General features: G+C 46.2%; 20 protein-coding genes and 1 riboswitch. Of the genes, 7 read left to right on the forward strand and 13 right to left on the reverse strand.

Features of this window, described 5'->3' with window-relative positions:
• Positions 1 to 61: 61 nt before the first annotated feature.
• Entirely contained in the window at positions 62 to 1,780 is a 1,719-nt protein-coding gene (gene ggt, locus KIK04_RS08665; protein WP_232277865.1) for a gamma-glutamyltransferase, read from the reverse strand.
• A 224-nt stretch (positions 1,781 to 2,004) separates the two neighbouring features.
• A riboswitch (cyclic di-GMP riboswitch) is annotated at positions 2,005 to 2,100 on the reverse strand.
• Positions 2,101 to 2,369: 269 nt separating this feature from the next.
• On the opposite strand from ggt, the gene KIK04_RS08670 reads away from it, so the two are divergent.
• Positions 2,370 to 2,981 (forward strand): TetR/AcrR family transcriptional regulator, encoded by a 612-nt coding sequence (locus KIK04_RS08670; protein WP_232277866.1) that lies wholly within the window; start codon positions 2,370 to 2,372, stop codon positions 2,979 to 2,981.
• An 899-nt stretch (positions 2,982 to 3,880) separates the two neighbouring features.
• On the opposite strand, the gene KIK04_RS08675 is transcribed toward KIK04_RS08670, so the two are convergent.
• Complete coding sequence (locus KIK04_RS08675; RefSeq protein ID WP_232277867.1) at positions 3,881 to 4,411, reverse strand: mismatch-specific DNA-glycosylase; 531 nt, start codon at positions 4,409 to 4,411, stop codon at positions 3,881 to 3,883.
• 656 nt (positions 4,412 to 5,067) lie between these two features.
• Between KIK04_RS08675 and KIK04_RS08680 the strand changes: the two genes are divergently transcribed.
• Both KIK04_RS08680 and KIK04_RS08685 read left to right on the forward strand, forming a co-directional pair.
• Positions 5,068 to 6,669, forward strand: coding sequence for an ATP-binding protein (locus KIK04_RS08680; RefSeq protein WP_232277868.1), 1,602 nt, complete (start codon positions 5,068 to 5,070; stop codon positions 6,667 to 6,669).
• Between the two features lie 74 nt (positions 6,670 to 6,743).
• Entirely contained in the window at positions 6,744 to 7,511 is a 768-nt protein-coding gene (locus tag KIK04_RS08685; protein ID WP_232277869.1) for a response regulator, read from the forward strand.
• A gap of 16 nt (positions 7,512 to 7,527) precedes the next feature.
• On the opposite strand, the gene KIK04_RS08690 is transcribed toward KIK04_RS08685, so the two are convergent.
• Entirely contained in the window at positions 7,528 to 8,313 is a 786-nt protein-coding gene (locus KIK04_RS08690; RefSeq protein WP_442951163.1) for a class I SAM-dependent methyltransferase, read from the reverse strand.
• Positions 8,314 to 8,402: 89 nt separating this feature from the next.
• Positions 8,403 to 9,494 (reverse strand): tripartite tricarboxylate transporter substrate binding protein, encoded by a 1,092-nt coding sequence (locus KIK04_RS08695; protein WP_232277871.1) that lies wholly within the window; start codon positions 9,492 to 9,494, stop codon positions 8,403 to 8,405.
• Between the two features lie 236 nt (positions 9,495 to 9,730).
• Here KIK04_RS08695 and KIK04_RS08700 point away from each other — a divergent pair, with 236 nt between their 5' ends.
• A complete protein-coding gene (locus KIK04_RS08700; protein ID WP_232277872.1) occupies positions 9,731 to 10,918 on the forward strand; it encodes an MFS transporter in 1,188 nt (395 codons plus the stop codon).
• 122 nt (positions 10,919 to 11,040) lie between these two features.
• Here the strand turns inward: KIK04_RS08700 and KIK04_RS08705 are convergent, their stop codons facing one another.
• The gene (locus tag KIK04_RS08705; RefSeq protein ID WP_232277873.1) at positions 11,041 to 12,327 is read right to left on the reverse strand and encodes a helix-turn-helix domain-containing protein; all 1,287 of its coding nucleotides are present in this window, start codon (positions 12,325 to 12,327) and stop codon (positions 11,041 to 11,043) included.
• A gap of 183 nt (positions 12,328 to 12,510) precedes the next feature.
• On the opposite strand from KIK04_RS08705, the gene KIK04_RS08710 reads away from it, so the two are divergent.
• The 3 genes from KIK04_RS08710 to KIK04_RS08720 all read left to right on the forward strand — a co-directional run bounded on the left by KIK04_RS08710 (position 12,511) and on the right by KIK04_RS08720 (position 15,481).
• Positions 12,511 to 13,062, forward strand: a complete 552-nt coding sequence (locus tag KIK04_RS08710) for a PadR family transcriptional regulator (protein ID WP_232277874.1) — start codon at positions 12,511 to 12,513, stop codon at positions 13,060 to 13,062.
• Between the two features lie 24 nt (positions 13,063 to 13,086).
• Entirely contained in the window at positions 13,087 to 14,478 is a 1,392-nt protein-coding gene (locus KIK04_RS08715) for an acyl-CoA thioesterase/bile acid-CoA:amino acid N-acyltransferase family protein (RefSeq protein ID WP_232277875.1), read from the forward strand.
• 112 nt (positions 14,479 to 14,590) lie between these two features.
• The gene (locus KIK04_RS08720; RefSeq protein WP_232277876.1) at positions 14,591 to 15,481 is read left to right on the forward strand and encodes a DNA-primase RepB domain-containing protein; all 891 of its coding nucleotides are present in this window, start codon (positions 14,591 to 14,593) and stop codon (positions 15,479 to 15,481) included.
• Positions 15,482 to 15,604: 123 nt separating this feature from the next.
• Here KIK04_RS08720 and KIK04_RS08725 read toward each other — a convergent pair whose 3' ends face one another.
• The 8 genes from KIK04_RS08725 to KIK04_RS08760 all read right to left on the reverse strand — a co-directional run bounded on the left by KIK04_RS08725 (position 15,605) and on the right by KIK04_RS08760 (position 25,718).
• Positions 15,605 to 16,987 (reverse strand): cell wall-binding repeat-containing protein, encoded by a 1,383-nt coding sequence (locus tag KIK04_RS08725; RefSeq protein WP_232277877.1) that lies wholly within the window; start codon positions 16,985 to 16,987, stop codon positions 15,605 to 15,607.
• A 134-nt stretch (positions 16,988 to 17,121) separates the two neighbouring features.
• Positions 17,122 to 18,222, reverse strand: coding sequence for a sensor histidine kinase (locus tag KIK04_RS08730; RefSeq protein WP_232277878.1), 1,101 nt, complete (start codon positions 18,220 to 18,222; stop codon positions 17,122 to 17,124).
• Between the two features lie 11 nt (positions 18,223 to 18,233).
• Positions 18,234 to 18,920 carry a response regulator transcription factor gene (locus KIK04_RS08735; protein ID WP_232277879.1) on the reverse strand — a complete coding sequence of 229 codons (687 nt, stop codon included), beginning with the start codon at positions 18,918 to 18,920 and terminating at the stop codon, positions 18,234 to 18,236.
• A 415-nt stretch (positions 18,921 to 19,335) separates the two neighbouring features.
• Complete coding sequence (locus tag KIK04_RS08740; RefSeq protein ID WP_232277880.1) at positions 19,336 to 19,749, reverse strand: hypothetical protein; 414 nt, start codon at positions 19,747 to 19,749, stop codon at positions 19,336 to 19,338.
• A 215-nt stretch (positions 19,750 to 19,964) separates the two neighbouring features.
• A complete protein-coding gene (locus KIK04_RS08745) occupies positions 19,965 to 20,369 on the reverse strand; it encodes a hypothetical protein (RefSeq protein ID WP_232277881.1) in 405 nt (134 codons plus the stop codon).
• Between the two features lie 354 nt (positions 20,370 to 20,723).
• A complete protein-coding gene (locus tag KIK04_RS08750) occupies positions 20,724 to 23,804 on the reverse strand; it encodes a GAP1-N2 domain-containing protein (RefSeq protein ID WP_232277882.1) in 3,081 nt (1,026 codons plus the stop codon).
• The gene (locus KIK04_RS08755) at positions 23,801 to 25,063 is read right to left on the reverse strand and encodes a hypothetical protein (RefSeq protein ID WP_232277883.1); all 1,263 of its coding nucleotides are present in this window, start codon (positions 25,061 to 25,063) and stop codon (positions 23,801 to 23,803) included. The genes KIK04_RS08750 and KIK04_RS08755 overlap by 4 nt, the downstream gene beginning before the upstream one ends.
• 13 nt (positions 25,064 to 25,076) lie before the next feature.
• Positions 25,077 to 25,718: a beta-mannanase gene (locus KIK04_RS08760; protein ID WP_232277884.1), complete on the reverse strand. Its 642-nt coding sequence runs from the start codon at positions 25,716 to 25,718 to the stop codon at positions 25,077 to 25,079.
• Positions 25,719 to 25,720 lie beyond the last annotated feature (2 nt).

The raw sequence follows: 25,720 nt of genomic DNA on the forward strand, positions 1-25,720 counted from the left end.
CTTCAGAGGAGGTCCAGTTCACCTGGACCTGCCTCATCCGTCATTACCGTTATATTAACGATTAATAGCCGATAGCTGCGCCTTCACCACGTGGGTCAGCGCCAGCAAATTTAACGTTGGTGTTCGGATCAATTACGACCATACCGGATTGACCAACTTGGTCTGTGTAGTCTTCAATCTTCTTCACCGGATGACCACGACGAATCATTTCATCCATAACGGATTGTGGAATACGACCTTCCATTCTTAGTCCGTTAGCAGATTCTCCCCAGTTACGGCCGTGCAACCATCTTGGTGCTTCAATAGCGTCTTGAACCGTCATACCGAAGTCAACGAAACGTGTAACAAGTGCCGCTTGTGTCTGAGGTTGTCCCTCGCCACCTTGCGTACCATACAACATGAACGGCTTGCCGTCTTTCATCAACATTGCAGGGTTCAATGTATGGAATGTGCGTTTCTTAGGCTCCAAGTCGTTAATATGGTTCTTATCCAAGGAGAAGAAGCTACCACGGTTCTGCAACAGAACACCTGTGTCTTTTGCAACTACGCCTGCGCCCCAGTCAAAATAGTGAGACTGGATTACGGATACAGAGTTACCGTCTTTATCAACGATTCCCAACCATACTGTGTCACCTTTAGGGTCAAGCGGTTTTACATTTTCAGCTGCCTTTTTCATATCGATACGTGCAGCCAAGTTTTTGCCATGCTCTTTGGACAACAATTGATCAACTGGAATTTTAACGAATTCTGGATCAGTCAACCATTTATCACGGTCAGCAAATGCTTGCTTTGTAGCTTCAACCATCACGTGGTAGTAGTCAGCTGTGCCTTCGCCCATACCCTTCAAGTCAAAGTTGTTCAAAATGTTCAAGATAGACAAGGAAGCCATACCTTGAGAGTTCGGTGGTACGTTGTAAGCTTTGTAGCCACGGTAGTCAACGGAGATTGGGTTTACCCAGTCCGCTTTGTGGTCAGCAAAGTCTTTGTAAGTCAAGGAGCCGCCGTTAGCTTGAATGTCAGCAGCGATTCTTTTAGCAGTCTCGCCTTTGTAGAACTCTTCAGCGCCTTTATCAGCAATTCTCTTCAGCGTGTTAGCCAAATCTTTTTGTACCATAACATCGCCTGTTTTGTAGTACTCGCCGTTAGGCTTCATGAATACGTCCGTAAACGTTTTGAAACGTCCCAAGTCCTTCAACTCTTTATTCGAAGGATCCATAGCCGTTTTTGTCCATCTTTCTTGGTTAGGTGTTACAGGATAGCCCTTTTCCGCATAGTGGATTGCGCGCTCCAACAACTCATCCCAGTCCATGGACAATTTCATTGTTTTTTCTGCATATTTGTAAGCTTCGCCCCATCCAGAAACCGTACCTGGAACTGTGTTAGCTGCCAAGTAACCACGGGAAGGAATTTTATCGAAGCCTTTATTTTTATAGAAATCGATTGTCGTCTTCTCGCCCGAGCGACCACTTGCGTTCAACGCTTTAACTTCTTGAGTCTTCGCGTTGTAGATGAGCCAGAATGCATCTCCGCCCATGCTTGTGTATTGTGGATACACAACCGCCAAAGCCGCTTGTGCAGCGATAGCCGCATCAACCGCATTACCGCCTTCTTCAAGAACCTCCAACGCCGCAGCAGAAGCCAAGTAGTGTGGAGTTGTAACGATTCCGTTCGGTGCCATTGTTGTTGGACGATTTGCTGCACCAGCAGTTGTTGAGAAGATCGAGAAGCACATTACCGTCGTCATCAACAATACTGTCCATTTTTTGAAATTAGTTCGCATGTTTCTCCTCCTAGAATTGTAATCGTGATGTTAGAGATATATTAGAACTTGTCCCTCTCTATCTATAACCTCCTTTCAAAGAGACAAAGGGCTCTATAAGGGCAGAAAAAAAGACGACATTGCAGCAAGAAAGAGACCTTTACCTTGGTTAGAGGAGGACCTTTCTGTGCAGGATGAAGAAGCTTCATCCCTTTAATGTCATCTTCTTTATAACCGTTGCGATGACAGGCAACTGGCTGGCTTAACCTGCGTAGAGTATGCAAGCGGTAGCCCCTATAGCTTTGCGACCTATCCTTTCGAATAGTGTGCTCTTTTCTGTTATTTTAACCATATCTGTTCATGTGAATATTTAATCATATATTGTGTATAGGTTTGATTATAGCTCAACTAACAAAATCTCTCAAGAGTCGACAAAATACGATATTTATTGATTTTGGGTCAATTCGATGACGATTTATCCTAATGGCGATCAGAGTGAGCAATTCTGCTTGAAACCATTATCCGAAATATATGTTTTTTAACCTATTTTTTACTATATATGCATAATTATAAAGTTGAAAACTGTCTTAAAATGGCGTAAATTACCAATATGAGTCGAAAAAAACATTCTAATCGTGAAATTGTCGTTCATGTCGCTGCTGAACTTTTTTTAACAACTGGCTATCAAATGACAAGCATGGATGATATTGTAGCCGCAAGCAAAGTTTCCAAGACGAATATTTATTATCATTTTAAAAGTAAGGAGGATGTTCTGCTCACCATTATCGACCGGATGGTAGAGTACTATTCTGAAAGAACGTCATCTATCGTCTCCCAACATCACGTTTCCGTCGTCGCCCGCATTGAATTTATGCTTCGTATGTTATGCTTTGACCCTTTTCAGCGGAATTGCCAAGCAGGCTGCCCTTTTCTCACTGTGTTTGCCCAGACTGCCAGAGAAAGCGAAGCTGTTCGCGAGAAAGTAAGAAGATTTTTTATGGATCAACTGATTGTCATAGAGCAACTACTCGATGAAGGAATTCGGATCAAGCAACTAAATGAATGCTTGCCTGTAAAGCAGACTGCCGCACTCATCGTCGCGATGTGGGAGGGCGGACAGTTTCTTGCTCAAGTGGATGAAAATGAACTCCTCTTACCGCATCTTTTTACATCGTTGGAGTGGATGCTGACTGCAAATATGACAGCTCACCATTCGGTATAGAACATAATGATGTCAGCATGAAACCTTCTTGGGGCCAGGCTAGTATTTATTTTTGGAGATCATATATGTGGTTTATATAGAAGAAATAGCTTACGGCTGCCACAAATGACGTAGGCACAATTTTCAAATGCTGTTGTTTCAGCAATATCAACCGTCGTCGTGCTGCTAATAGAGGCAACATGACAACTCATTTGTTGATGATCGTTCATAAGTCATTAAACTACCAGAAAGAGTAACGAGAGTCCCGTATATTTTAGTGTTGCTGCACTCTACAGTTAGCTTCTAAACTCAATGCAGTGAAATAAGCTTACAAAGCCAAGGATTAATCCTTGGCTCTTTTTTATGTGACCGATTGTAATATGTCGTGCAAAAGTTATCACATTCACCATAGTTACCATAAAGCGTTCAACTGAGTATTGATTCTCATGGCATGGTACCCGCCGCTAACGGATCTTACAGAGCTTATATCGCTCCTATTCATCGATGTTGATTTCTAACGGTTATTTAGAAAGCTTATTTGACGTTTTGAATGCTATTTCAGCTAATTTCATTAGAATAAGCTCCACCTTAACCGTTAGATTTTAAAATTGCGGTTATTTCTAGGAATAACAACTGCTGTAACCGTTAGAGGTAAGCGATGAGGGGCGACCCATAAATAGCCACAGTACGCTTGCCATAGATCGGTGTCGGGTGCGCTCAACTCAACAAACATCATGGACTCCACTTTGGCACTACTTTTGTTAGCTTTAGGCTTTCTCAAATCACTAAGCAGCTAAAGGTATTATGAAATGGATTCAATCTTACAAAAATAAATCGCATTCCTCGTCTCAAAGGTAGAATCGGATGGATTGAATTCAATCCATCATCCATTGGACAATGCTCCCCCCCCCTCTAAACGCTTAACCTTTATCACCAACGACCTCTCCCAGCCCTCGATAAATGCTCACGATTTCGGCCAACGGCATGCGCACCAAGCCGCTCGATGACGGCGCGACAAAATCACGCACTCCCGCTACAATTGACTCCGGCTGGATGCCCCAAACGGCATCCTTTCTGCCGCTATATGCTTCGTACACGCCCTTGCCAACGAAGCATACGTACTGTGGGCGAAAGCGTTCAATCTTCGCCCGTAGCTGCTCGCGCCCTTCCGCGTACTCGTCGCGGGTAATTTCCGCGGCTGTGCGCGTCGGGCGGGCTACTATGTTGGTGAAGCCATAGCCAAGCTTCAGCAACTCACTGTCTTCCTCCGCGTGATAACGACGCGGCGTCAAGCCCGCCTGATGTATAATCGTCCAAAATCGGTTGCGCGGGTTGGCATAATGATGCCCCGTCTGCCCCGATTTCAGACTCGGATTATAGCCTACAAACAAAATGCGCAGCTGTGGCGCGATATGATCCGGTATTTCGAATAGTTGCAATTCCTGATCCATCTCATTCACCTCTCCTTTTCGTATTCACCGTATTTACGCTACGTCCGGTATTCACGACATTCACAGCATTTACACAATTTACAGCATTCACAACATTCACATTATTTACAGTATTCACATTAGAGTGAATGCCACATTCTATACCCAGACCCCACACCTACCAACCTACCAACCTACCAACCTACCAACCTACCAACCTACCAACCTACCAACCTACCAACCTACCAACCTACCAATTGTGCCAGCCACTCCACTTATCCCTGCGAATTGTGACAAACTAGTGAATTCCACCGATCGTTCTGCTAATATATCAATAAGTTGTTCCGTAGCAACAATTTCGCCATGCAACAATAACTCTTAGTATCCCTATTCATTTCGAAGTATATTGCTATCGTGGACTGACAGCTTCTCTGTCATGAAAGTAGACATACAGTCTGCAAGGAACGTCTTAGCTGAATCAACTTCAATCTCGAGGTCGCATTCAATTCCAAGTTCAATTTCAATCTCGAATTCATTCCTAAATTCGCGTTCGATTCCAAGTTCGATATCAAATTCCAAATTCAATATCAAATCCCAAGTTCAACATCAAATTTCAAGCTCAACATAAACAGCACACCAAAAACATATTCAAAAGGACGTTCCACATGCATATTCACATGCCCAGCATCCCATTTCGCCTTACACTGCGCACCCAAATCATGCTGCTCATCGCGATCGTCGTATGCACCAGCATGATTTTTGCAAGCGCTGTCTTTTCTATGCTGTTCAGCGATAAAATGCATAAGCAAATCGGCGACCAGGCCATGTCCGTCGCCAAACTTACAGCAATGGATGAGCGAATTGCGCAAGCTTTTGCAACCGCAGCACCTTCGGACATCATCCAACCCATCGCTGAAGCGATCCGCCTTCATACGGGAGCCAGCTACGTCGTCATCGGGAACCGAGACGGCATTCGCTACTCCCACCAGAAGACAGAACATATCGGCAAAGTGATGGGTTCCAGCAATGAGCCAGTCTTTGCCCGCGGCGAATCCATTATATATGAAGGAACAGGTATTTCCGGTCAGGCCATCAAAGCAAAAACACCGATCCGCAACAGCAACGGCGACATTATCGGCGTATCCTCGGTCGGCTATCTGTTTCATGATATTGATGAGACGATTATGACATATCGTCGCCACATTGTATATTTCACGGCCATCATTCTTGCCGCAGGACTGCTCGCGGGATACGCCATTGCTCGCAGAGTGAAGCGACTTATTTTCAACTTGGAGCCGGAGCAGATCGCTTTTTTGTTCCAAGAAAAAGCCGCCACACTCGACTCGATCCGCGAAGCCATAGTCGCGGTCGATTTGCAAGGCAACATCGTCTCGATGAATCGGCGTGCACGAGAACTACTGCAAGGCAGCGAATGGAATGTTGGGGAACAGCTGCAACTACCTCACCTCCATGAAGCGCTGCAAACCGTTGCGCGAACAGGAGTCGAGCTAAGCCATCAGCGTATTTTTATCCAAGACCAGCTCTACGCGATGCAAGCCGCCCCCATTCAATTGAATCATACCGTACGCGGTGCCGTATTCACCTTGCAGACCGAGTCAGAAGCCGAACAATTAGTCGAGCAATTTACCAAAATGAAAGCCGCAACGGACCATATTCGAGCGCAAAACCATGAATTTTTAAACCGCTTGAATACGATATACGGACTTATAACGCTTGAGCAGTATGATCAAGCACTGCACCTTATCTCTAATGAAGTCAAAGAAAGGCAAGATACGATCGCCTTTTTAATGAACTCCGTTACTGAACCGCTTCTGGCTGCGTGTCTGCTCGGCAAGCTAAATCGCGCCAAAGAGTTAAAAGTGACACTCGATATTGATCCCGACAGCAGCCTAACCCAGTTGCACCCTCAGACTGACGCTAAAGCACTGGTCACCATTTTGGGCAACATTATCGACAATGGCATGGAAGCTGCGCAGGAACAGAATGGCACGCAGGGCATCGTGCGCGTCTCGTTTACCGATTTAGGAGCCGACATCGTATTTGATATTGAAGACAACGGAACTGGCATTAAGGTACAGGATGAGCAGTACTTATTTATAGACGGTTATACGACAAAAAAAGGAGAGAACCGCGGACTCGGACTTGCGCTCGTTAAGCATGCTCTTTCTATTATAGGTGGACAGTTGTATATGGATCACAGTCATCTAGGGGGGGCCCGTGTTACGGTCGTTATTCCAAAAATAACAGACGATACATGACCGATGTGACCGTTGTAGTTCTTGCGGCGGTAGAACTTGCAAGCACCAATCTGACCAAGGAGCTGGTAAACCACATGAGCACAGAACAGATAACAGCTATGATTGTCGAAGACGATGAGATTGCGTCAAAAATCGTTGAGCAGTTCGCTCAACGTAATTCGTTTCGTGTCATCGCTACGGCCAGCACGGGGCAGCAAGCACTGGATTTGCTAGAAGTGTTTACGCCACAAATCGTGCTGCTAGATGTATATTTGCCTGATATGAGTGGCATTGAACTGCTCTGGAACATAAGACGTAAGCACCGTGGGGTTGATATTATTTTGATTACGGCGGCAAATGATGCGGATACGGTGAGCGAAGCAATACGTGGGGGCGTGTTCGGTTATTTGATTAAGCCCATTATGATCGATCGTTTTAACGATATGCTTCAACGTTATACGACTGTGCGAAAGCAATTGCGAACAGGTTTGTTAATGGAGCAAACAGAGGTCGATCGCCTGTTTATCCCCGGTGACAAGAGTACGGGCAGTAAACGGGACACGACCCTTCTTACTGTTACACCCCTAGCCGCTACTACCGGCGGAGCTTCGAGTTCCTCTTTTTTGGCTGCGACTATGCTGCCTAAAGGCATTGACAAGCTCACCCTGAAGCGGCTTCGCGACCATCTTAACCATACTCGCGATGCTGTCAGCGCGGATGAACTTGCCGCCTTAGCTGGCATGAGCCATTCTACGGTACGTAGATACTTAGAATTTATGGTGTCCCAGCAGGAGCTGGAAATTGATATTATTTACGGGACGGTAGGCCGCCCTGAACGAAAGTATAAACGTTTACTACCTTAATAATTAGAAATAAAAATTAGTTGTCAGCGCCTTTTTCAAACAGAACCATCCACTCATCAATCGAAAAGGACACGATATTGCCGTCGGCCACTTGCAGTTCGTGATACGTGTGCTGCTCCGGTGTTCCATCCAATATGTACTTCGTCACTTGCTCGATCTGCTCGTCAGAACGCGTTGTACGACGTACCCATGTTGGATAGGACTGCGTTTTTTTACGTGTGCGCGACTGCACATGGACAAGCCCTTCCGCTTCCAGCCACGCCGTCCACTCCGAGATCGTATGGCAGCGGAAATGACTGTCGTCGCGCAATTTCTCGACCGTATTCATAAACGTATCGAGATGAGGCTCCTCTGGAGCAATATTATCAATAAAGAGCAGCTTGCCATGCGGCTTCAACACACGTGCCGCTTCTTTAGCAAATTGGCTCGGGTTCGGAAAATGATGCGCCGCAATCCGGCATGTCACGATATCGAACGTGCCATCCAAAAAAGGCAGCTGCTCCGCATCCGCGACGACAAAGCTGACATTGTCGGCATGCTCGGTTATAAATCCGCGTGCCGCAGCCAGCATGTTGCGTGTTAAATCTGTTACGGTTACGTGGGCAACATGAGGCGCCAAGTTCTTGGCTACATGTCCTCCGCCTGTCGCAATGTCCAGTGCCGTCCAATCCGTCTGCGGCTGCATCCACTCTACCATTAGTGATAAATCATCGCCTTTGGCGTGCGATTCACTCGCGACATATTTGTGAGCGTTAGCTCCAAACGTTTCTTGCACAGAAGCCTTTACGTCTTGTTCATTCATCATGCTAAATACCTACCCTTCTGCGGAAAAATAGTATGAAGCGGAAAAAGAGAGCACAATCCGTGCCTCTCTTTTTCAATAGAACAACTCTATTTTAACATACTTAAAGATCCAAGTATTTCCTGAATCGATTTTTCTTGCTCCGTTAGAAATGCCTCAAAATCTGCTGCATTTTTGTAGCCATTTTCCCAGCCATTCGTCGCCAGTTCCTTTTTCCAAGCTTCCGATTCGGTCATATCCTTTAACGCCTTCTCCCAAAATGAAATCGCAGCAGGGTCCATATTTTTCGGACCGAATACGCCACGCCAAATCACAAACTCTGCCTCCACGCCCTGCTCCTTGTACGTCGGAATTTGCGCGAATTCACCGCTCAAGCGCTCTGGGGCCGATACGCCTAACACCCGCACCTTACCGGACTTTAAATACTGTCCAAGTCCCGAAATGTCAGAGGACAATACGTCTGCATTACCACCAAGCAAAGCGGTCAACGCCTCCCCGCCGCCATCATAAGAGACAAATTTAATCGTCTTCGGATCAACTCCTGCCTTAACTGCTGGCAACATCGCGATCAGATGATCCTGTGATCCAGGAGCAGAGCCGCCTGCAATCGTGACATCGCCTGGCTTGGCCTTCAAGTCATCCAGCACCGAGGTTAAATCTTTGTACTTAGAGTCCGCCTTGACGACGATCGCGCCGTAATCCTTGGTCAACTGCGCAAGCGGCTTCAAATCTTTATGCGAATAAGGGCTATTACCTTCTTTTTTATAATGATTAATAATGATCGGCGCCGATGGGAGGAATAGCTTGTGTGAGTCTTTGCCGTCCTTGTTCACAAAGCTTGCTATTCCGACTGCTTGCCCGCCCCCTGGACGATTTTCCACAATAATGGATTCGCTAACGAGATTCGTCTCTTTCATTACCTTGGACAGCGCACGTGCTGTTGCATCCAGACCGCCACCTGCACCAGACGGGGCAATGACCGTTATCGCCTTTTCCGGATAATTCGTAGCTGCATTCGATGTGGACGTTTCCTTACTCGTTCCTGCACTCGTTTCCGTAGTCGTTGACGTCGTACTAGCTCCCTTGCTCCCACTTCCACTGCTACCGCATGCGCTCACCATCATCGTCACAGTCAGCATCGTTACGAAGCTTATTAACCACCGTTGTTTGTAACTTTTCATGAACGTCTCCTCCTTGCGCCCTCACTTATGACAGCGCTTTCATTAAGTTATTGACATCCTATCATGCTCTCCTCGTCAGGGATACATTAACGTCAAATCTTAAATAAGTATCAATAATGATCATTTTTTTCATATTTTTTACGCTCCGACCGTTGGCCATGGTCATCTTCCGTTCGTTCTTTTAAGCATGCTATAATAGCAAAACATTTTACTATGAACAAAGAGAGGGATCATCTATGATCTTTTACGTCATTAGTATCGTGTTTGGCTTTGAAATCATGTTAAGCATTACGAGGCCTATCATCTCCTTGCAAGCCTTCACTTTAGGAGCTGACATGACTGAAATCGGACTCTTAACTGCCACGTATGCCTTTTTCCCGCTCATCTTCGCCATCCAAGCTGGACGCATAGCCGATAAAATCGGGGACAAGCTTCCTGTCATAGTAGGCATTATAAGTATGACACTTGCGTTATCGCTACCCTTCTTTTTCCCTTTCATGTGGGCGTTATATGTTTCCCAAGCTGTTGTAGGCGTCGCCCATATCTTTATCAATATTTCACTACAAAATGTACTCGGCCATATGGCTACACCCGAAAAAAGAGATCATTATTTCAGTATGTTCAGTATGTCTGTCGCATTAGGTGGCGTAATTGGGCCCATTGCTGGCGGTTATTTGGCACAATACTACTCTTATGGAGCAGCATTTTTGACTGCTTGCATGGTAGGAATAGTACCCATTGTCTTGTCTTTTTGTATCCCTCAAATAACGAAATCCGTATCCAACTCTGATCTACATCCATCTAATGGCGTATCAAATAAAGGTTCCAAACAGAAACACCCTGCTTCCTTCTTCCAGTCACTACAATTACTCAGCAGTCCGATGTTGCGCACAGCGCTATTTACCAGCGCTCTCGTTCTTTATTCGCGCGATATATTTATCGCGTACTTCCCACTCTTGGGACAACAGTGGGGCTTGTCCCTGTCGACCATCGGGTGGATTATTACGATTCAAGGAGTAACGATGGTTGCAATTAGACTACTGTTATCTAAACTTACAACGTCTCTTGGTAGAGAACAGGTGCTATTCGCTTCTATTATCGTAGCTGGATTATCCTTTTTACTCGTACCAACAACGTCTCATGTAATCGTGCTGGCCTGTTTAAGCGGACTTATGGGCGCCGGCTTAGGCTGCGGACAACCCCTATCGATGACGACAACGTACAACGCTTCGCCACCTTCACGCACGGGGGAAGTGCTTGGATTGCGGCTTGCTACGAATCGACTGTCGCAAACGATTGCCCCACTCCTATTTGGCGTAGTTGGTGCTTGGGCAGGTTTAGTCGCTGTTTTCTATGTTAGCGGCTTGTTTTTGATAGGTGGAGCGTGGGTGACACGGACGAAAACGGAGCCGAAAGTAAGGTAGATACTAGCCATCACATGAAATTTCCCGTCGATCTGTGAAGCGCCCCTTGAGAATAGACATTGGAAACATCCAGATGTTCATTCTCAAGGGGCGCTTCGGCTTAGCCAGTCTTTGCTGCAACTTTAGTACGCTTTATTCATCGCCTTTGCATACAAAGCATTGATTTTGACTAAAATATCGGTACTAAACCGCGAACTATCCTCAATGATCGCATCGTGTATGTAAGATACGCTTTCCAACGCTTTTTCATGCAAGCCTATCTGCATATACGCCGCTGCACTCTTGAGATAATAGTCGAAAGCTCGTTCCGTATTTTGATGTAAGAACGCCTTTCCAACTATTCGATAAAAATAAGCTAATCTAGCTCTCTTATCAGGTGTTGCACGCTTATCTTTCAATGATTCCACCATGTCTTCTTCATATTTAAGCAGTTCAACCGCTGCGCTTAAATCATCGATCTGCAAATAAATATCAACCAATTCCGATACGACATACACCAAATTGTACTGTGATGAACGTTCCAGATAAGAGTTCAGCTTCTCCAACGCTGCGGCTGTACTTTCTGTATATTTGCTTAACATCGCCTCGAACATGATTGCATCGTTATCAATTTGTGTATCTTTCAATTTCTTATACTTTTCCAAGTAATGCTTGCTTTCATCAAACCGTTGCAAATGATATGTACATAAAAAGAGGTTTTTCGTCGCGTTCCATTTATTTCTCCCTGCATCATTCCGCTCAGCAAATGCACTAAGCTCTATCGATTCTTCATAAAGCATCAGGCTAAGAGCGTGCACACCTAAACTATAATGAAACACGATGCTCTCATCATCACTTAAAAAGTTGACGTAGTGTAATATGTTTCTCCCAGACTGATACGTAAGAAGTAGCTTACTGAAATCATTGCGCTCAATCATATACTGTTGGTACATTCCTTTAGCCATGTAGGTCATAATTCCATGTTCACGAGAGTGGTGAATGATCGTGTTGTATAACATAAGTTGGATGGAGGGATCGGTCATTGTTGCTGTGGTTTTGTACAATTTCTCCGTTAAATCAATACTATCATCCAGTGGTGATTCGAGAAATTTGGTAGCGATGTGAGTTGTAATGGCAATAGGAGCTGAGACTTGGATCGCTTCTTGTAAAATCGCGAGCAGCGAATCCGGTCTATTTTCATTTTCAATGTAAAGAGGGATATAGAGATCAAAGGGAATGTTCAGGCCGTTTGCAATAGCTTTAATCGTCTTAAAATCAGAGTGCCTTGTTTCTCCACTTTCGATTCTCGATATGCTTGCCGTAGTAACGCCTGACATGGATTGCACTTGAACTTGGGTTAAATGCGAATCACATCTGTATTTCTTGATGAGGTCGCCAATGGTCATATATTGAGATGATGTCTTCGGCATACTAGCTCCTCCTTATTTCACGATGTTGCCTACAATTTATCATTTCTTCGCGAGAAGTTAAACACTAATTTTCGTTAAATCCACATTTTTCAAAAGAAAATATTTACATACAACAAAATACGCGTTATATTATAGTCAACAACGTATAGTCAACGTTGAATAAACATATTTGAGGTGATGTAATTGACACGTCTAATGGTCCTCGGACTATTAACTTACAAGTCAATGTCTGGCTATGAAATGCAGACGCATATGCAAATGTCCCAAACTGATAAATGGGCAGGCATCCTACCCGGTTCTATTTATCACGCACTAAAAAAAATGGAAGCCGAAGGACTTGTGCGTGTCGAGCAAGTGGAGCACACCGGACATCGTACAAAAGCGATTTACTCGATTACCGAAGCAGGCAGAGCAGAACTGATGCAGCTCTTGCAGCATTCGCTCACGGTTTCGTCTGTTCAACTGCCAACGACGTTGTACACGGCCATTTCGTTCCTTCATATGCTGTCGCCAGACATAGCAACAGCAGCGGTAAGCCAGCAAATTCGCCAAGTGGAAGCAGACTTGGTCGATATGAAGGCAGGGCAAAGCGCTAAAGAGGCAGCCACTCTGCTGCCAGAATATATCACGCTATGCTTCGAACATATTTACGAGCAGCATGAGATGCAGCTGCGCTTTCTGCACAAGCTGCAAGATTGCTTAACACGTATGCCGGCGAATCCTAATAAAGAATGATCATAAACAAGGAGGGAATGTAACATGGCCCCTATGATATTGGATCAACGAACAAGTGTACTTGCAGATGAAATACCGCAATTGCGTATGATCGGTTTGGAACCCGATCAGCCTTATCACATAAGCGCAGAGATGCTGGACGATATCGGACGCACTTGGCGATCCGCAGCGACGTTTATCGCGGACGAGCAAGGTGTGATCGACCTGTCCGCCGTGGCTCCGCTCGAAGGCAGCTACGACGGCGTGGATGCCGCAGGCTTATTCTGGTCAGCTCGACTCCAGCAGCCAACGGGCGAGCTGTCTTGGATGGACCCCAGATCCATTCCCTATTTTTTAAAATCAGATCTTACTCCTACGACCTACACCGTCTCTGTACACCAAGTACACCAACTACACCAAACGCAACCAGAACAGCAACACTACCAAGAGAAACAAGACCAACAAGCACATCAGGCGCAACAAAATCACCAAGAGCAAGCATCCATTCCAGCTTCCCTTTTACTAGCAACAACATCCATTGCACTCCGTTATTTATCGCAAGGCGTCTCATGCATCTCTTGCACCGACTCGAACGAAGGTTTTATAGGTAAATATTTTATGGCCTTAACTAATCAAGCAACACAGCTGCCCGCCTTAATTGTAGTCGGCGGATCAGGAGGCGGCTTCGCATGGTCCGAGACAGTAGCCGCACTCCTGGCCTCTCGTGGCTTCAACACGATGGCCGTAGCGTATTTTGATTACGCTGGCAGCTATGGCTTGCCCGCTGAGTTGGTTGATGTGCCGTTAGAGCAATTTGGCACCTGTATCAAATGGCTACAATCCCGCCCCGAAGTGAACGGCAATCGTATCGGTGTGATCGGGATTTCGAAAGGTGCCGAGCTATCTCTACTGCTAGGATCGACGTTTCCCGAGGAGCTAAAGGCAATCGTCGCCTACGCCCCAGCTCACTGTGTCATGCAAGGGATCACCATGCGCGGCTCCTTACCAGTGTCCTCATGGTCATATAACGGGCAGCCGTTTGCCTTTTTGCCTTATCCAGACGACTACAATCCTTCTCTGAACTTTGACCGCGCACAGTTACACGATATTCATATAAGAGCTATGCAGAATGAAGCTGCCGTAGAGCGCTCCCGTATTCCTGTCCAACAGATGAAAGCGAGCCTGCTCCTTATATCTGGCGATAAGGATGAACTAGGGCCTACTTCCGAAATGTCACTAGAGGTGTTGGATCACTTAGCACAGCATCAATACCCCTATACGGTGCAGCACTTGCGGCTACCTGATGCTGGACACAGCTTCTTTGTGCCGAACTTGCCACCGAACTGTCTTAACGACGAAGTAACGGTGCCAGCCGCGGCAAGTGGTGATCGCGAGACGTGGAAGGAAATGCTCCACTTTTTGCGGCAATATGTATAAGTCCTCACTCGTCATGGTTACATGTTAGGCTGAAAAATGGGTGCCGACCACCACACTTGTCTAAGCTGACTCGAATATGAATGATAGAGAACGCCGAAGATATGTACCCTCGATGAAAGGAACGTGGTCTCGTATGAGCGTGCCACATAAGGCTGCGAAGTACGCTTTACGCACACGCCAAATTTTCAGCGATACGCATCAATTTATAACGAAGCTGCGCTACAAAGATAGCGACCAACTACGATTACTGTTAGTAAGCGATGCCCAGCTTGCGGTTTCGCACTATGCGGTTAAGCCGAAAAAAGCGTATAAGATCGTTAAATCTTTAAGCAGCCTCGAAAAAAACATAGCCCAAACCCAATCTACAAGTTCCAGCGATAATAGCGATGTGATGAAAAAAAATGCATCTGGTTATGCGATCTGTATGGTCATTAACAAAGGTGGCACAAAAGATCACGAAATTAATAACGTTCAGGCTCAATTTATTGACGTCGATTTAAATAAAGTAAAAGAAACATTTACAACCAAACCGATGCTGCAAAAGCGTATCGAAGAGCTAAATAAGTACCATTATGACCCACTCGATTCGTTCACGGTAAAAAAGAATAAACACGGCGGCTACCAATTTACAGCCAACCGCAGCGATCAACGTATCGTCCAGCTCAAACGGCGCTTCCTCCGCAAACATTGGGCCTACATTAAAAATGCGCTAATCGTCGAAACGTATAACGGCTATCATGTGTACTGGCCAATTAAGAACGGCGACACCAAGCAATTTGTCGCCATCCAAGACGCGCTTGCCCGCAGGTTCGATTCTGATCCTGCTGTCAAAAATTTAGCGCGCGTCATGCGCCTCCCCGGATTTTATCATATGAAAAATCCGAAAAAACCGTTTATGGTACGCGTCATACAGTGGGGACGCTCCAAGCCGTTTACCCAGCAAGAGCTAATTAAGAAACTCAGCTTAGTTATGAATGAACATCGTTCAAAAACAGCCCCATAGATGGGCGCAAGGAAGTAAACATAACAAAGTCAGGGAGAAGCTCCAAGCTTATCGTTCTCCCTGACCTTAATCCAGCACATTTATCGAGACGCCGAGTCAGTTAGCAATACCAACCGTCGCATCTTAATGACCGCTATGAGTATCTTCTTCCTTTTTATCTGGGTCTGTCGCGTCTGCTGGTTGTGACGGTTCTGAAGGCTGTGCTGGCGTTGCCGGTTGTGACGCTTGCGATGGCTGTCCTCCAGCAGCTGGCGCTTGACCATGATTCATGCCACCATGCCCACCGCCATGGCCACCACCGTGCCCAGCGCCTGTAACGGAGACGATTTCCAGCATGGCATCGATCTCACCCTGAGCTGGTCCCGAAATAAGGTTCTCTCCACCCGTAATCCATGCGTGGTTGTATGGCCCTTCCGCTGGCGACTGCTTGTACTTCGGCTGCAAGCTCATAACGTAGTCCATGACGGAGCTAGGCATCTTGTCCTTATCCGTCCAAATCATAGGCGCATGCTTGCCTAAATGCGAGAACGGAGCAGCAGCAACGACTAGCGCTGGCGAACTGTCTTTGCTTAGGAAACTTAAGTTATGACCAGGTGTCGTAACTCCCCAGCCAAAGCCAGTAGCCTTATCTTGATACTTGGAAAAGGCTACGGCCTGATCGTACGCATCCTTACCTGCGATGCGCTTAACACTACCGTATTGCCCTAATTGTTGGGCAACCTTGTCTGAAATAATCGACGCTGGGCCCATCAAATAGATGTTCGCTTTGCCTTTTCGCAATTGCAAAGCTTCTATTGTCGCTTGCGGTAGCTCGTCCTGCTTCACGTACAATAGCGGCTCTGGCATATGAGCAATCCAGTTGCCCGCAGGGAGCGTATAGTCTGGTGCATCTACGTTGCCGACTACAACAGACATCGGCAACTCTCCAGCAGCCTTGGCGTAATAGGCGTCGATTTGTTTGGCGACTTCCACCGGGTCAGAGCCTGCTAGCTTATCGATTTTGTAGCCGGCCTGCTTCAACTGATTCTCGACTTTAGCCGAAAAGTCTCCGACCAAAATGACTTGTATGCCTTGATTGGCAGGCACACCTGTTGGCTGCAGCCGCTTCAACTCATTCAAGGTTACAGCTGGAATCTCGTCCTTGCTCGCGTATAGGACGGGCCCATTGTTCGGATGATGCACGAGATCCGTGCTCGCTAAGGCAATTTGCCATGCGTCCGGATTGGCGATTACGACACCGCCCGGACGATTGTCATCCCGATTCGCCATCCATAATGTCTGCGATACGAGCACAGCCGCTTCATACGGATCGGAAGTGTTGATGCGGGTCGTGTTTTTTGTAGCTAACCAAGGGATCGCACCGTTCGTGTTACCGACCGCTGATTGCGCTGTATCTGGTGTACCAACGGCACCCGTCGTTGGTTGGTTTTCATTTTCAAAACACCCTGTTAACAATAAGGCAGCCGCTGTAAAGATGACCGTCCCTTTTACCCAATGTTGCTTCATTCCTCAATCAGCCCCTCTTCGTAAATACGTTCTTCAATAGTTTCTCCACAGCATACGCCGTCTCATAAGTGTAACGATAACTTTTGAAGAAATGATGAAGAGGGGTTAATGATCAGCTACCCGAAACCGCCCGATTACAACTTCTCTTTTACAAATTGCACATGAATGCGACTGCCCTGCGCTCCACTCTCCGCCCACACTTCGCCACCATGCGCCTCTACGATTGTCTGCACAATCGATAGCCCAATCCCGCTTCCGCCTGTTGATCGCCCCCGTGCCTTGTCTGCACGATAAAATCGCTCAAACAGAAACGGAATATCGTCAGCCGCAATACCAATGCCATTATCTTCGACGATGATTTCAATATGTTCCACATTGTCTTGCACAAGCACATGAACTTGACCTGCCGATGCAGGCGTAAATTTTAACGCATTCGATAATAAATTAAGCAGCACCTGCTTTAATCGCTGGGGATCGCCCTTCATATGTACGTCACTTGCAAGGTGAGCAGAAATGGCGACTCCTTTTTCATAGTAAGCGGCTTCCATTAGCTGAATCGATTCTTGCACCAATTCATCCAACTTCACTTCGGAAAATGAGAGCCCAAATTCAGGCTGCTTCAACTCATTCAGCTCCTGCAAATCATCGACGAGGCCAGCTAGGCGCTCGATTTCCTCGTAACAAGACGCAATGCGGCTCGGCGTTGCTTCCCATACGCCGTCTCGTAAAGCAAGCATATGACTCTTTAACGTCGTTAATGGTGTGCGCAACTCATGGGCAATATTGTCGGTCATCGATACGCGCAATTGCTCCTGCTGCTCAAGCCTAGCCGCCAAATGATTAATAGCCTGACTTAGTTGCCCCAACTCACCGGCGTCCGTATGATGATGTGCGATCCGCGCGGCATATTTTCCGCGCGCCATCGATTCGGCAACACGCTTCATCTCAACTAGAGGAGCTGAAATTTTCCGTGCGACATACATGCTGACGATAATCGCCAACAATAGGGCGCCTAACAGCGTCCACAATATCGATTCCACGATGGCCTGCTCTAAATGTTTGCCCCAATTGTCTGTCATGTGCACATCCGAAATTGGCGCATGTTCAGCCTGGAACATCTCTACATGCATATGAATGCTTGAGACGACGATAACCGTCACCATAAGCAAAATGCACGCGGTTAATGAAAATAAAATCCACGTCCAACGGACAGACAAACGATTATGATTTCGCATAATTTCAACCCCTAGCTGCCCTGAAAACGATAGCCTTTACCGAAAACCGTCACAATGTAACGCGGTTTTTTTGGATCAGCCTCTACCTTTTGGCGTAAATTTTTGATGTGTTGATCGATAGTACGTTCATCTCCCACATAATCAAAGCCGAGCACCTTTTCAATTAACTCTTCACGTGTAAACATACGCTGCGGGTGCCTAGCCATAACGAGTAGCAGCTTGTACTCATTAGGCGTCAGGCCTATTTCTGATTGATGCACATATACTTTATGCTGTACCGCATCTAAGGTGAGTGCATCGTTATCGAACGACATCCGATCGGCGAGCAGCGATTCTCCCTCTGTCCGCCGCAGAACCGTACGAATTCGGGCTACCAGCTCATTCGGGTCAAACGGCTTGACGATGTAATCGTCCGCACCTAGCGTCAGGCCATTAATTTTCGACGATGCCGATGACTTTGCCGTCAGCATAATAATAGGAACCGAGCTAAGCTTGCGCACGCTGCGGCACACTTCCTCCCCAGACAAATCAGGTAGCATTAAATCCAACACAACCATATTCATATTTTGCTGTTCAATTATATGTATAGCCTCTAGCCCCGTACCCGCTTCTGCGGTACGATAGCCGGCACGATGTAAATATGACACGATTACTTCACGTATTTTGGCTTCATCATCCACGACGAGCACCGTCTTCATCTCATCACCTCTTGCTCAACATACGATATATGGCGTATTTTTGCAAAACTTCAACAATCACAGCGCTCTTAAAGTGAGACCTAGTAATTAACTAGCTTTGTATCAACATCAGCTTTTCCTCACTCACTTACATACAGCCGAAATAACATATTTATCTAGACAGCAGTTGGCATACCGTTGATTTTGAGATAACGTAAAGCAATAAATAAATTCATTCTCTTCTGAAAAATTATGTGATTTTCTGTCCAACAAAGTAGAGCCCATCTAAAACTATTTTACGTATACATGATTTAAAGGGTAGTGTCTGAAAAAGACACTACCCTTTAAACAACTTACAATATTCATGTTGGGAATGTATCTGTCCACTTAGAGCGTAAACACTTGTTAGTATGTTGATAATTTACTGAAAACTAACTTATGGCCTGTTTGGAGTTAACCGTACACTAGTGTTCGGACGTTTAATAGTGACATGCACTTGATCTTGCAATAACAATCTCCCACCGTATTTGGGATGTCCAACATATCCACCAACCCAAACTCTGTAATCGCCATAAGGCACACTGCGCTTTAGGCTAAAAAAACTTGATGGAACTACTTCCTCTGGAATTACATGCTCATCAGTATTCAGATTTCTCGCTGAAATTTGGTAATGAGTAGCTCCTCTAACTCGGCTCCACGAAATATTGATTGCTCCGTACAGTCTATTTTCTTGCTCAACCTTAGTTGCCTTAACAGTCGCCTTTGCAGTTTCTTGAGCAAATGTAGCACCTGTTCCGAGCGAAAGCAACATCGCAGCGGAAAGCAGAGAAAAAGTAAACTTTTTCAACATAAACGTAACCTCCCATTAATATAGGTAATTACATTACTCATTGAGATCGTTACAGTGATGGGGGATTGAGTTCATTAGTGGGCAGTGACAGCCTTCGTTGACACTACCCACAACGTAAATAACATTGTTATTCTTGATGGATAAAGTGTCTGTCAGCTAAGGGGCATTTAAGCGATTGTTAGTAGACCTGACAATTCTAGATGAGGGGGGAAACCTTACGGATTAAGATGCACTTGTTGATGGCCGGAAATATAGAGTTCCTGTGAAGAGCTCCCTATTAATTGTCCACCAAATTTGGGATGTCCAATGTATGCGCCAACCCAAACTCTGTATTTGCCAAAAGGCAAGCCTGCTTTATTGAAAAAATCTCTAGGGTGGCGAACTACTTCTTCTGGAATTTCATGTTTACCAGTGTTCACTTCCCTCAAGGAAACTTGGTAATGAGTAGCTCTAAACTTCTTGTTCCAAGAGATGTACAAACTCCCTCTTTGCTGTTGTACATCTTCAACCTTAGCTGCCTTAACAGTCGGTTTTGGCGCTTCCTGTGCAAAAGCAGCACCTGTTCCGATAGATAGCAACATCGCTACCGAAAGGAGTGAAAAAGTAAAACGTTTCAACATGAACATTACCTCCCATAAATATGAAATGTACTACATTTATCATTATACATATAATTTAAAAAATTGGTATAAAATAATCAATTGTCTCAATTGTTTTATTTTTTAGAATTTCAATCAACTTATGGGTATGATATTACTTTGTGTAAAATAAAGAATCGAGTCCCTATTTATCATTAGGTGAACGGTAGCCCGTTGGAGTAATAGCATTTTTTTAAAAAGTGTCCATCCTACGCGTTACAGTTTAGAATGATAGAGCAGTAAACTTGACGTTATTATTTCATGTATCAAGCAAAAAATTGTCACTGCTTATTATTTCAAAGCAGTGACAATTTCATTGATAACCTATCCGATTGCCTATTTCGAACCTTCTTTCTTCACAGTTTCACTCTGCATATCTAACAGCGGGTACACTTTCTCTCCAATACGGACTTTGCTATCCTTAGGTATGTCGACACCTGTTCCAAGCTGGAATGTGACCGAATAAGGATATGCCTCTAAATTAGGCTGCGCCTGTCCATCCTGCGGCGTTTGCAGCGTTTGTGGCTTCTCGCCTTCTCCTACTGCCGCTTTAGAATTGTTGTTCGCTACATTACTTTCATTACGTTCATTATTTTGAGTACTACCTGCAGTTTCATTGTTAGCCGTACTTGTACTGCTATTTTCACCGTCTTGGCTGCCCTTATTTGCTTTAACCGGGTTATCATCGGACTTCGCATCACACATCGATACCGGATTAAACGCGCCAAATGCCTCATTTGTACCATCAGGCTTTTCTATCACAATACTAGTCGCGCTAAAAGATTGACACACTTGCTCGCTTGCGAAGCGGAACACCATTTGCATCTTTCCGCCTTTGCCCGCAGCGTTGCCAGTACTGCCTGCCTTCCCGCTTCCCTGCACCTGCTCCACATACACCAAAGGTTCTTCGGCCCCAGCTTTCGGATCTTTAGATGTGGCTCCTGCCTCTTTCGAAGCTTCAGTATCTACAGGAGTTAACGCAGGAACGTCGACCTGTGCAACCGGCCCCTTATCCTTATTAATAACACCCGCGGCCTGTAGCCCATAATAAGCCCCCGCACCAATTACGGCAACGGATACGGAGATGATGCTACCTAGCAGAATCGATCTTTTGCTGCGTGAAAAAAATCGGATCAGCGGTGATGACAACTCCAACTTGGCCTTGTCATACACCACTTTAAGCGTAGGAACCGCTGTGTTGAAATATTGCTTGCGATTAGACCGTTTCTTAAACGCATCCCGATCATGCTTCTTAAAATAAGTTAAAATGGCCGCTGCATAAGTTGGATGCAGCTTTCTTCCTTGCGTAAAGTCAGGATGCTTGGCCGACCAATTGATAAACGCATACACGGTTTGCTTCTCTTTTGCATGCTTGTGCACAAAATGAAGCAATGCTCCGTACTCAATCAGCATGTCGTCATTCGCAATCCGATAATAGGCCAGCACCATGCGCTCGAATTGAGTTGGCTCAACTTCATGCTGCAACCAAGAGCGCCCTAATTGCTGCACACTGTCCATTTCCATCGACGTAATGCCGTCGAATACCGTTTCATCAGGGGCACGCTCACTAAACCAGCGATAAGCGGATTGCATGACCGCTGCCTTCGATTTCAGCCGTTGCTCAAGCGGCGCCACTAATGCACTAACTTCGCCTGCTTGCTTGAACAAATCCATTTGCAGCAACTGTTCTTTCGTCAACGAGTCCAGTTTCACATTCGTTAACAACATTAAACTTACCGTCACGTAAAAGGAATTGAACAGTTCATCGCTTAGCGAAGCATGACGCAACTTCCCTAACTGCTCACGTGCCTCATTCACTGCCGCAACTAAATCCACTTCCCGTTCAAGCTTGTCCACCAACTGCCCTTTTGCCAAGTCCGCAAAAGCAGGCAGCCTCAGCACCTGTGGGTGAATTCTACTCCACTCCTGCACCGAATTAATGACATCCCTTGCTCGTGGAGCTGCTTGAAACTTCGTCAATATATACGGCTCAAACAATGTGGCCGCCAGCCCACTGTCGAGCAATTTATCAAAGAAAGCCTTACTAAGCGCTGGATTCTGCTCAACTATTTCATAAAAAGCTGAGACACCTGTTCCCGTCTTGCGACTCGGCGAATTAGACGATGCAAACGAAGATGATGTTGAAAATGCAGGTGCGGACGCATTATTAATGGTGCGAATCATACATTCGACCAACGCACCTTCGATGCCGCTCCCAGCAAGTCGATAGTAATCTTTAAAGCACTCAACAAGCGACGGCTCCGGTACGGCACCTAACTTAACAGCGTCGAACTCGCGCTTAAACAACGCGAGAAACAACTCATTCAGCCTTCTTTTGCCTACGAGTGCTCCTTGTGGTGCCAAATAATCGAGCAAGCTCCGCAGAACCGTACTTTTATTCGCCTCATAACTAGCGATACCGCCCTCTTCAATTTGGTAGAGGACAGCTAGTTCATGATAGCTGGTCAGCGCTGATTTACGCGGCAGTTCCATATCCGCCAGCATCAACTCGGCAAACGAATAGAAGCTCTCTGCCCGCTCCAGACGACCAAGATTGCTCCATGCGAAATCCAAATACGGCTGGGCCGACCAATCCAACTCGACATTCGTTACCCGCCCCGTAGCGATATCGAAAGTATAATCCTTCTCGATATTGCGGTCGTTAGGGCGCAAGCTGCCCTTCTCCACGAACATCAAATGAATCGCTTTTTTACTTTGCGGCTCATTCGCATAAGTCATAAACCCGAGCTGCCGTCGAATCGCATGCGGCAAACATGCATACAGCACCTCGAGCAGCAGCTTTGCTCGTTCCGATACGTGCTCAATCGGAACGTCCAGCGCGACGTACACTTTTTTCTTGCCTGCGACAGCAGACATAACCGCAAACAGCAATTGCTTGAACAGCTTCTCGTGGATGTTCAATTCTGTAAGTAGCGCCTTGTGAGATGAGGCTGCAAGCTGCTTCCCGACCACAGGCAAGCGTTCCAGCTCAGCAAGCTCCATGCCTCTTTCAATATCGTAGCTATCCGTAAAGGAGGCGTTCAGCCACGACGGGTAGTTCGCCACAATTTCCGCGGACTGCTCCGCAGAAATGATATAGTTGTGCGCAAAAAAGGCACTGCGCAAACCTGTAAAGTCCGCCGCCTGATACTGACTGACCCCGAGCACCGTTTCCCCGCTATCGGTATGAAACAAATGCATCGCTGCGGGATATAACGCAGCATCCTTCTCGCCACGCACAGTCAGTTCAGTCGGGGCATCGTATACGCAGAACGGGTGAATTACCTTTTTAATAAACGAGCTATCCAGCCCTCTCGATTTGGCAATCGTATCGTAACCTTCGGTAGAGCGAAAAATACCTCTTCTCTCCCGCGTATACATTTGCTGCTGAATCGGCTTGGGATGAAATGAACTCACTGTTCCTCTCTCCCTTCGATATAATTCAATTTATAAAGCAACCAAATGAACGGCTCGTCAACCCGAATCGGGCTAACTACCCCTTGCAGCTTCTGGTTGACCGGATTGCTACCGAGTGCAGACACCGCAAAATAGGCCGTATCCGAAAAATACACATCCATCGTGCCTTTGAACGGGCGGTCTACTTTCTCTATAAAACGACGAACCTCACCATCAATGTTCTCAAATTCGGTCAAATCCAAATATTTTCGGTGCACCATATTGTGAAAAATGTTGCTGTTCGGCTTAATATATTCGCCATCTTCATCTTTCAATGAATGCAGCATATCGCTTTTCGCCAGCACGACCGCTGTCGGAATGTCCGTCTTCGTCTTGTCCTCGTATGCGATGAAATCGCCGAACATCGTTAGCACAACGTCACGCGGCTCATCGTATTGCGACACCCACTCGCCTGGCTTGTCGCCGTATTTCATACGCAGCTTCTCGCGAATCGAGCGGATTTGCAGCGGATCAACCATAAATAAAATGCCCGCTGAGTTTTTAATATGCTGACCGTGCAGCCCGAGATAGTCCTGATCGACCATCCCCTCACCAGCGACGTCAAAGAACACTAGCGTAAGCGGCGGCTTCGACTCATCTTTAAACACGAATTGGAAAATGAAAGGCTCCTGCATTTTCTCTTTTTGCGTCGAAGCGAGCAAATCGCCCCGCTCAAATAGCGGTTCTTCGTACATCGTACGGAATTTGCGGCTAATTTCCGCGTTCAGCGGCATGCACGCTGCATCGAAATGGTCCGCAGTCATGTGCTGCAACGTATGAATTAAGGACGTCATGTACACCGATTTCCCGACTTGCGACGCTCCGATAATCGAAATAATATTGCTCGGGACCTTGCCCGCAGTTACAGGCAGCTCGTTATGGCATTTCGGACACAGTCTGCGTCGCGTCATGACGCCATAGCGGTCATTCAGTCCGATTAATACGTTATCCGAATACATACGATGCTCTTCCGGTATATCATGCGGCTGAATAATCGCTTCAATATCGTAAACGGTATCGAGACCAAAACGCTCCCGATACCGGTTTAATAGCTCATCCTCGCCCAAGGCGTAATTTTCATCGTCCTCCCGATGGTGGGCCGCACGAAAGACGACATCCTCCGGGGAAAATTTACTGAAGCAGTACGGACACACAATATCGTAAAATAGCGGCTTCGGTGCCGCCTTCGGTTTTTTTTTGAACAAATCAAAAATGCCCATCTCATTAGCCTCCCTATTCCGGTACTAACTCGTACATATGCCCATATCGACGACCATCGGTAAAAAATAAGCGCACATAATCGTCCTTGCCTACTTCAATCACAGGCAGCACATTGCGACCAGCTGCAAAATCCCCCACGAACGGATACATCGTTCCGTCCTCTTTGTTCAGCGGCGAACCGCCTTGTTTTTTGACATAACAGAGCACGTCCTTGGAAAAAGGCACTTCCGCCTTCACCTCGATTTGCACCGTCTTGTATTTGCGAAACAAGCTGCTTTTATGCCGAATGGAAAAATAAATTTTGGCCTTGCCTGTGCTCACTAGCAGCTGATTCTCGCCGTGTTGCTGACGAATAAGCACGGTGTCTGCAATCGTTGCCGAATTGGCACAGGCATAAATCGTGTACACGTACCGCCCGATACCTTCAATTCGGTCATGGTAACCGTTATTCGCTTTGTATTCATCTTTCGTATATAGCTTCATCTGAGAGGCAGAAGTCGGCTCGCTCCTAACAGCATCCGCATCTGCTTTATGAATAAATACGGCCTGCACACCGTCCGGCCAGCGCCAGCGCAGTGTGCAGCGATCGTCATCAATTTGGTGCACGCAATCGGAAATAACGGGCGAAGTGGAATCCGCTTCGATGAACTGCATAA

It is taken from the genome of Paenibacillus sp. 481 (assembly GCF_021223605.1).
Lineage (GTDB): Bacteria > Bacillota > Bacilli > Paenibacillales > Paenibacillaceae > Paenibacillus_B.

Excerpts from the sequence above, each read along its gene's own strand:
- ggt (WP_232277865.1), bottom strand. The coding sequence starts at position 1,780 with ATGCGAACTAATTTCAAAAAATGGACAGTATTGTTGATGACGACGGTA.
- KIK04_RS08670 (WP_232277866.1), top strand. The coding sequence starts at position 2,370 with ATGAGTCGAAAAAAACATTCTAATCGTGAAATTGTCGTTCATGTCGCT.
- KIK04_RS08675 (WP_232277867.1), bottom strand. The coding sequence starts at position 4,411 with ATGGATCAGGAATTGCAACTATTCGAAATACCGGATCATATCGCGCCA.
- KIK04_RS08680 (WP_232277868.1), top strand. The coding sequence starts at position 5,068 with ATGCCCAGCATCCCATTTCGCCTTACACTGCGCACCCAAATCATGCTG.
- KIK04_RS08685 (WP_232277869.1), top strand. The coding sequence starts at position 6,744 with ATGAGCACAGAACAGATAACAGCTATGATTGTCGAAGACGATGAGATT.
- KIK04_RS08690 (WP_442951163.1), bottom strand. The coding sequence starts at position 8,313 with ATGAATGAACAAGACGTAAAGGCTTCTGTGCAAGAAACGTTTGGAGCT.
- KIK04_RS08695 (WP_232277871.1), bottom strand. The coding sequence starts at position 9,494 with ATGAAAAGTTACAAACAACGGTGGTTAATAAGCTTCGTAACGATGCTG.
- KIK04_RS08700 (WP_232277872.1), top strand. The coding sequence starts at position 9,731 with ATGATCTTTTACGTCATTAGTATCGTGTTTGGCTTTGAAATCATGTTA.
- KIK04_RS08705 (WP_232277873.1), bottom strand. The coding sequence starts at position 12,327 with ATGCCGAAGACATCATCTCAATATATGACCATTGGCGACCTCATCAAG.
- KIK04_RS08715 (WP_232277875.1), top strand. The coding sequence starts at position 13,087 with ATGGCCCCTATGATATTGGATCAACGAACAAGTGTACTTGCAGATGAA.
- KIK04_RS08720 (WP_232277876.1), top strand. The coding sequence starts at position 14,591 with ATGAAAGGAACGTGGTCTCGTATGAGCGTGCCACATAAGGCTGCGAAG.
- KIK04_RS08725 (WP_232277877.1), bottom strand. The coding sequence starts at position 16,987 with ATGAAGCAACATTGGGTAAAAGGGACGGTCATCTTTACAGCGGCTGCC.
- KIK04_RS08730 (WP_232277878.1), bottom strand. The coding sequence starts at position 18,222 with ATGCGAAATCATAATCGTTTGTCTGTCCGTTGGACGTGGATTTTATTT.
- KIK04_RS08735 (WP_232277879.1), bottom strand. The coding sequence starts at position 18,920 with ATGAAGACGGTGCTCGTCGTGGATGATGAAGCCAAAATACGTGAAGTA.
- KIK04_RS08740 (WP_232277880.1), bottom strand. The coding sequence starts at position 19,749 with ATGTTGAAAAAGTTTACTTTTTCTCTGCTTTCCGCTGCGATGTTGCTT.
- KIK04_RS08745 (WP_232277881.1), bottom strand. The coding sequence starts at position 20,369 with ATGTTGAAACGTTTTACTTTTTCACTCCTTTCGGTAGCGATGTTGCTA.
- KIK04_RS08755 (WP_232277883.1), bottom strand. The coding sequence starts at position 25,063 with ATGGGCATTTTTGATTTGTTCAAAAAAAAACCGAAGGCGGCACCGAAG.
- KIK04_RS08760 (WP_232277884.1), bottom strand. The coding sequence starts at position 25,718 with ATGCAGTTCATCGAAGCGGATTCCACTTCGCCCGTTATTTCCGATTGC.